This window comes from Tardiphaga sp. (assembly GCF_028290785.1).
Taxonomy (GTDB): domain Bacteria; phylum Pseudomonadota; class Alphaproteobacteria; order Rhizobiales; family Xanthobacteraceae; genus Tardiphaga.
In genome coordinates this window covers 1-5413 of the sequence record NZ_JAQGJD010000337.1, presented here as the reverse complement: position 1 = coordinate 5413, position 5413 = coordinate 1, and the positions used below count along the sequence as shown (strand labels likewise).

The 5413-nt window shown below is 67.1% G+C and carries 6 protein-coding genes; 4 read left to right on the top strand and 2 right to left on the bottom strand.

Translation table 11 applies throughout. From position 1 onward, the window contains the following. The first annotated feature begins 121 nt into the window (after positions 1-121). Positions 122-1132 (top strand): tetraacyldisaccharide 4'-kinase, encoded by a 1011-nt coding sequence (gene lpxK, locus JWR89_RS21845; protein WP_299720105.1) that lies wholly within the window; start codon positions 122-124, stop codon positions 1130-1132. A gap of 220 nt (positions 1133-1352) precedes the next feature. Here the strand turns inward: lpxK and JWR89_RS21840 are convergent, their stop codons facing one another. Both JWR89_RS21840 and xseA read right to left on the bottom strand, forming a co-directional pair. Continuing rightward, the gene (locus JWR89_RS21840) at positions 1353-1577 is read right to left on the bottom strand and encodes a DUF2093 domain-containing protein (protein WP_299720104.1); all 225 of its coding nucleotides are present in this window, start codon (positions 1575-1577) and stop codon (positions 1353-1355) included. Positions 1578-1675: 98 nt separating this feature from the next. Next, on the bottom strand, positions 1676-3274 hold the full coding sequence (xseA, locus tag JWR89_RS21835) for an exodeoxyribonuclease VII large subunit (RefSeq protein ID WP_299720103.1): 1599 nt from the start codon (positions 3272-3274) through the stop codon (positions 1676-1678). A gap of 127 nt (positions 3275-3401) precedes the next feature. Between xseA and JWR89_RS21830 the strand changes: the two genes are divergently transcribed. The 3 genes from JWR89_RS21830 to JWR89_RS21820 are packed head-to-tail and all read left to right on the top strand — an operon-like array spanning position 3402 to position 5266. Further along, positions 3402-4412, top strand: a complete 1011-nt coding sequence (locus JWR89_RS21830; protein ID WP_299720102.1) for an alpha/beta fold hydrolase — start codon at positions 3402-3404, stop codon at positions 4410-4412. Next, positions 4409-4963 carry a hypothetical protein gene (locus JWR89_RS21825; protein WP_299720101.1) on the top strand — a complete coding sequence of 185 codons (555 nt, stop codon included), beginning with the start codon at positions 4409-4411 and terminating at the stop codon, positions 4961-4963. The genes JWR89_RS21830 and JWR89_RS21825 overlap by 4 nt, the downstream gene beginning before the upstream one ends. Positions 4964-4966: 3 nt before the next feature. Then, complete coding sequence (locus JWR89_RS21820; protein WP_299720100.1) at positions 4967-5266, top strand: transcriptional regulator; 300 nt, start codon at positions 4967-4969, stop codon at positions 5264-5266. Positions 5267-5413 lie beyond the last annotated feature (147 nt).

Below are 5413 nucleotides of genomic sequence, written 5' to 3'. Positions count from 1 at the left end.
CGCGAAGCTTCCATCGATGCCGCCGAACAGGTCGTGGAGCGGCTCGGCGGCGCGCTGGAGCGCACCATGAATGCGCTGGAGCCCTATCTGCTGCAGATGCAGCTGGAGACGGGAGCGACGAATGCGTGAGCCGGCGTTCTGGCAGCCGCCCTCGACGTGGCTGTCGCGCCTGCTGATGCCGCTCGGCGCCATCTATGGCGAGATCGCCGGCAGCCGGATGGCACGCAAGGGCGTTGCCGTCGGCATCCCCGTTGTTTGCGTCGGCAACTACCATGTCGGCGGCGCCGGCAAGACGCCGACCACGCTGGCGCTGGTGGCGCTGCTGCGCGAACTCGGCGAAACGCCGGTGGTGCTCAGCCGCGGCTATGGCGGCAAATTGCGCGGCCCGGTGAAGGTCGATGCGATCAAGCACGCCGCTGCCGATGTCGGCGACGAGCCGCTGATGATGGCGCGGCAGGTGACGGTGGTGATTTCGCACGACCGTGTCGCGGGCGCAGCATTGGCGCGCTCCACCGGCGCCAGCGTCATCGTGATGGATGACGGATTCCAGAATCCCGCCGTGATGAAGGACACGTCGATTATCGTGATCGACGGCGACCGCGGCCTCGGCAATGGCCGCGTGCTGCCGGCCGGGCCGTTGCGCGCGCCGCTCGACCTGCAGATGGCGCGCACCGACGCGCTGGTGATCGTCGGCGACGGCGCGGCTGCCGCCGGCGTCGCGACGATGCTGGCCGCCAATAGCGTGCCGGTGCTGACGGCGCGGCTGCTGCCGGACGAGGCTTCGGTAGCTGCGTTGCGCGGCCTGCGCGTGCTGGCCTTCGCCGGGATCGGCGATCCCGGGCGTTTCTTCCGCACGCTGCGGAGTGCCGGCATCGATGTGGCGATCGAGAAAGCCTTTCCGGATCACCATGCCTATACGTCGGGCGACATCGATGCGCTGGCCGCGCGGGCGCAGCGTGAGGGGCTGACGCTGGTGACGACGGAAAAGGATCTGGTGAAACTGCGCGGCATGCCGGCAGCGACCGCCATCGTGCCGTTCGCGGTGACGCTGGCCTTCGAGGACCGCGCGGCGCTGCGGGCGTTCGTCACCGAGCGGCTGAATCTAGCGCGGGCGATGACATTTAGGATGTGATTTGCCGCGAAACGGTGTGGCCTTTTTTCCCTCCCCCGGCGCAGCGTAGCTGCGCGGTGGGGAGGGTGGCGCGTTTGAGAGCGTAGCGAACAAACGTGACGGGTGGGGGCGCCACCGGCACAGCTTCCCGTGGGGCGCCACCCCCACCCGACCGGCCCAATAAGAAAGAATTGGGCCGGCCACCCTCCCCACGCGAAGACGCGGGGGAGGGACAGGAAGATCAGCTCGCCTTCAGCGCGCCGGGATAATGCCGCTGCAGCACCGCGGTCGGGACCGCATAGGCTTCCTGCAGATCGACGCTCCAGTATTTCAGTTCGTCCAGCGGGATGCGTTCGCCGGTGATGGCGCAACTCACGAAGGTGCCGGGCGACACCACGCGGAAATCGCCGTCGAGATATTGCAGCTGCGCCTGGCCGCTGCCGGAGGGGCCGAATTTGTTCAGCACGAGAGGTTCCTTGAATGGTCCGGCCGCACGGCCGGGCAGGGAGCGTTTGGCGGAATTCCTAGCATAAATGGGGTCGCGCCGTCGCGGATTAAAGGCGGCTAGAACAGCGTGCCCTGATCGACCGGTTTCACCACGCGCTTCGGTGCCGCCGCGGGCTTCGTTTCCCGCGCCGTTGCGGTTGCGCGATCCAGGTCCGCGGTGGCGCCGACGCGGCCGTCGGCGAATTCGATGCTGAGGTGCGCGCCGGGGCCGATATGGGCCGCGGCATGCAGCGCTGCGCCGTGGGCATCGCGCACCAGCGCAAAACCTCGAGCGAGCACGCTGCGATAGGACAATGCGGCGAGCAATTGGCCGGAGGCCAGCACCCGGGCCTGCTGGCGCTGCACCATGGTCGCCAGCGCGCGATGGGCGCGCTCGCCGAGGCGCAGCGCGCGTTCGCGATCCCTGGCAATGGCGTTGCGCTGCGCCTGCGCGTTGGCGGACTTCGACGCCTTTAATCTGATTTCCAGACCCGCAAAACGATCGCGGCGCTGCCGCAGCAGCGCGCGCGACGATAGCGTCAGGCGCTCGCCGGCCACGGTGAAGCGATGCGTCGCCTGCGCGATCTGGCCGCGCAGCACGCGCAGCGTGAGGCCGGCCGCGGCCTGCGCGAAGCGGCGGTGATGCGCATGTGTATTGGCCTTCAGCGCACGCGGCAGCGAAGCGCTGGCGCCGTCCAGCCGCTGCCGCGGGATCGCCAGCAGCTCGCTGAGCGTCGGCAGCGCGCGCGTCGCTGCGCGCAGCTCGTTGCGACGGGAATCCTGGCCGCGCTGCCAGCACAGCATCATGCGGCGCTCATAGGCCGAAATCTCGACAAACAGTTCGGCGCGCACCGGCACCGCCATTTCGGCAGCGGCGGTGGGCGTCGGCGCGCGCTTGTCGGCGGCGAAGTCGATCAGCGTGACGTCGGTCTCGTGGCCGACCGCGGAAATCAGCGGGATCATGCTTTCGGCCGCGGCGCGCACCACGATCTCCTCGTTGAACGACCACAGGTCCTCCAGCGAGCCGCCGCCGCGTGCGACGATCAAGAGATCCGGCCGCGGGATCGGGCCATCCAGCGGCAGCGCATTGAAGCCATGGATGGCGGCTGCGACCTGTTCGGCGGAGCCTTCGCCCTGCACCTTCACCGGCCACACCAGCACCCTCCGCGGAAACCGGTCGGCGAGCCGGTGCAGGATGTCGCGAATCACCGCGCCGGTCGGCGAGGTCACCACGCCGATCACTTCCGGCAGCCACGGCAGCAACTGCTTGCGCGATTCGTCGAACAGGCCTTCGGCTGATAGTTTGCGCTTGCGCTCTTCCATCAAGGCCATCAGCGCGCCGACGCCGGCCGGCTCGATCGCCTCGATCACGATCTGGTATTTCGACGAGCCCGGGAAGGTGGTCAGCTTGCCGGTGGCGATGACCTCGAGCCCCTCCTGCGGCTTGAACCGCATGCGGCCGTGGACGCCCTTCCAGATCACCGCCTCGATCTTGGCACCTTCGTCCTTCAGCGCGAAATAGCAGTGGCCGGAGGAATGCGGCCCGCGAAAGCCGGAAATTTCGCCGCGCACCCGAACATGGCCATAGGCGTCCTCCACCGTCCGCTTCAGCGCCGAGGACAGCTCGGTGACGGTGAATTCGGAGGAGTTGGACAAGGTGGCGGGCAATTTGGGCATCGAATCTCGGCTTTCAGGATTGCCCGCAAGGTAGGGAGTTTAACGGCCGGACGCCAATGCGCTTGCAAATCAGATTACTCTGTAATACAGAGTAATCTATAAACAAGTCCGCTCACAGGAGGCTGCCATGGTCGCGACAATCTCTTCCTTCGCTTTCCGTCTCATTCGTTGGGGATTGGCGGCGACAGGCGTAGTGACGCTGATACTGGTGGCCCTGATCGCCACGCCGCTGCAGCATCCGCCGGAACTGGCGTCGATCTCGGAGGCCCGCAAGCTGGTGGACTACGCCAACCTGCCGGCGCTGCAACGCTTCGAGGGCCACGACGGGACCGCACTGGCCTACCGGCAGTATCGTCCGGCCCAGCCCGCCACCGACCGCATCGCCATCGTCATCCACGGCTCCTCGGGATCCAGCGGCGGCACCATCCACGCGCTGTCGTCGGCGCTGGTGCAGCGCGGCGTTCAGACCTATGCGGTCGACATTCGCGGCCACGGCTCATCCGGCACGCGGGGGGATATCGGCTATATCGGCCAGCTCGAGGATGACCTGGCCAACCTCGTCGCCATTGTCAGGAAGGACAACCCGACGGCGCCGCTGACCCTGATCGGCCACTCCTCCGGCGGCGGATTTGCGCTGCGGGTCGCAGGCTCGCCTATCCAGAACCTGTTCGATCGCACGATCCTGCTGGCGCCCTATCTCGGCTACGACGCGCCGACCGCCCGGCCGGATGGCGGCGGCTGGGCGCGTGCGGATATCCCGCGCATCATCGGACTGCTGGCGCTCGACAAGCTCGGTATCACCTGCTGCGACCACCTGCCGGTGGTGGCCTTCGCGGTGCCGCCGAATTCCACCAGCAGGCTGGTTTCGACCTATAGCGAAAGGCTGCGCAGCAATTTCGGCACCCACCGCGATTTCCGCACCGACCTGGCCGCGGCCAGCAAGCCGATCACGGTGTTTTCGGGGACGGATGACGAGCTGATGGATTCCAGCAAATATGAAGCGGCCATGCGCAGCGAGTCGCCGTCGATCAAGGTCAGGCTGCTTGATGGCATCAATCACATGGGCATCGTCGCCGATCCCCGCGCCGTGTCGGTGATCGCCGACGACGTCGCCAAATCCGAAGTGAGTTCACGATGACCATCGATCGCCGCGAAGCCGCCGTTGCACTGGCCGATATCGACAACGTCGTGCGGCGCGTGCGGCAGTCGCGCGTCTACCGGATCGCCAGCCTGATGCTGATGCTGTGGGGGCCGCTCACGGCCATCGGCTACGTGGTGTCGTGGGCGTGGCCGCGCTATGCCGGCTATGGCTGGATCGCGATCGACCTGATCGGCGTCGCCGGCTCCTACGCGATCAGCGTCCGCAGCCGCACTGGCGACGGCCCGCATCGGTTCGACGGCCGGATGTTCGCGGCCCTCGTGCTGTTCTTCGGCTTCGGCCTGCTATGGAGCGTCGGCATCGCGCATTTCACGCCGCGCCAGCTCGGGGCATTCTGGCCGATCTATTTCATGCTGGTCTACACCATCGCCGGGCTGTGGCTCGGTATCGCCTTTGTCGCCATTGGGCTCGGCATCACCGCGCTGACGCTCGTCGGCTATTTTTTCACCGGCCCGTGGTTCGAACTCTGGATGGCCGTGGTCAACGGCGGCGGGTTGCTGCTCGGCGGCTTCTGGATGCGGCGGAACTGAACCATGGCCGAACTCGACGATATCATTCATCAGCCGCTGCGGCTGCGCATCATGGCGGCGCTCACCGCGCTGCCGGACGGGCAGGGGCTCGATTTCACCCGGCTGAAGAAACTCACCGGCGCCACCGACGGTAATCTCGGGGCCCATATCGAGACGCTGGCGAAGACCGGCTACGTCGCCGTGACGAAGGCATTTGTCGGCAAGAAGCCGCAAACCACGGTGACCGCGACGGCGGCCGGGCGGGGTGCGTTCGCGCGGCATGTCGCGACCTTGCGGGAGATCATCGCCGGGTCGGAGGGATGATGAAGGACGATGTCCACAACGCCGTCGCTGATGTTGCGGCGTGCCGCGCCGGCGGGTAAACCCTGCGCTTCCTCGCGCAAACCGGTCTGGCAGTCTCCATGAACATTCTTCTCCTCGGTTCCGGCGGGCGCGAGCATGCGCTGGCGT

Bases quoted from the DNA above. Each gene is read 5' to 3' on its own strand.
- lpxK (WP_299720105.1), top strand. From the start codon at position 122: ATGCGTGAGCCGGCGTTCTGGCAGCCGCCCTCGACGTGGCTGTCGCGC.
- xseA (WP_299720103.1), bottom strand. From the start codon at position 3,274: ATGCCCAAATTGCCCGCCACCTTGTCCAACTCCTCCGAATTCACCGTC.
- JWR89_RS21830 (WP_299720102.1), top strand. From the start codon at position 3,402: ATGGTCGCGACAATCTCTTCCTTCGCTTTCCGTCTCATTCGTTGGGGA.
- JWR89_RS21825 (WP_299720101.1), top strand. From the start codon at position 4,409: ATGACCATCGATCGCCGCGAAGCCGCCGTTGCACTGGCCGATATCGAC.
- JWR89_RS21820 (WP_299720100.1), top strand. From the start codon at position 4,967: ATGGCCGAACTCGACGATATCATTCATCAGCCGCTGCGGCTGCGCATC.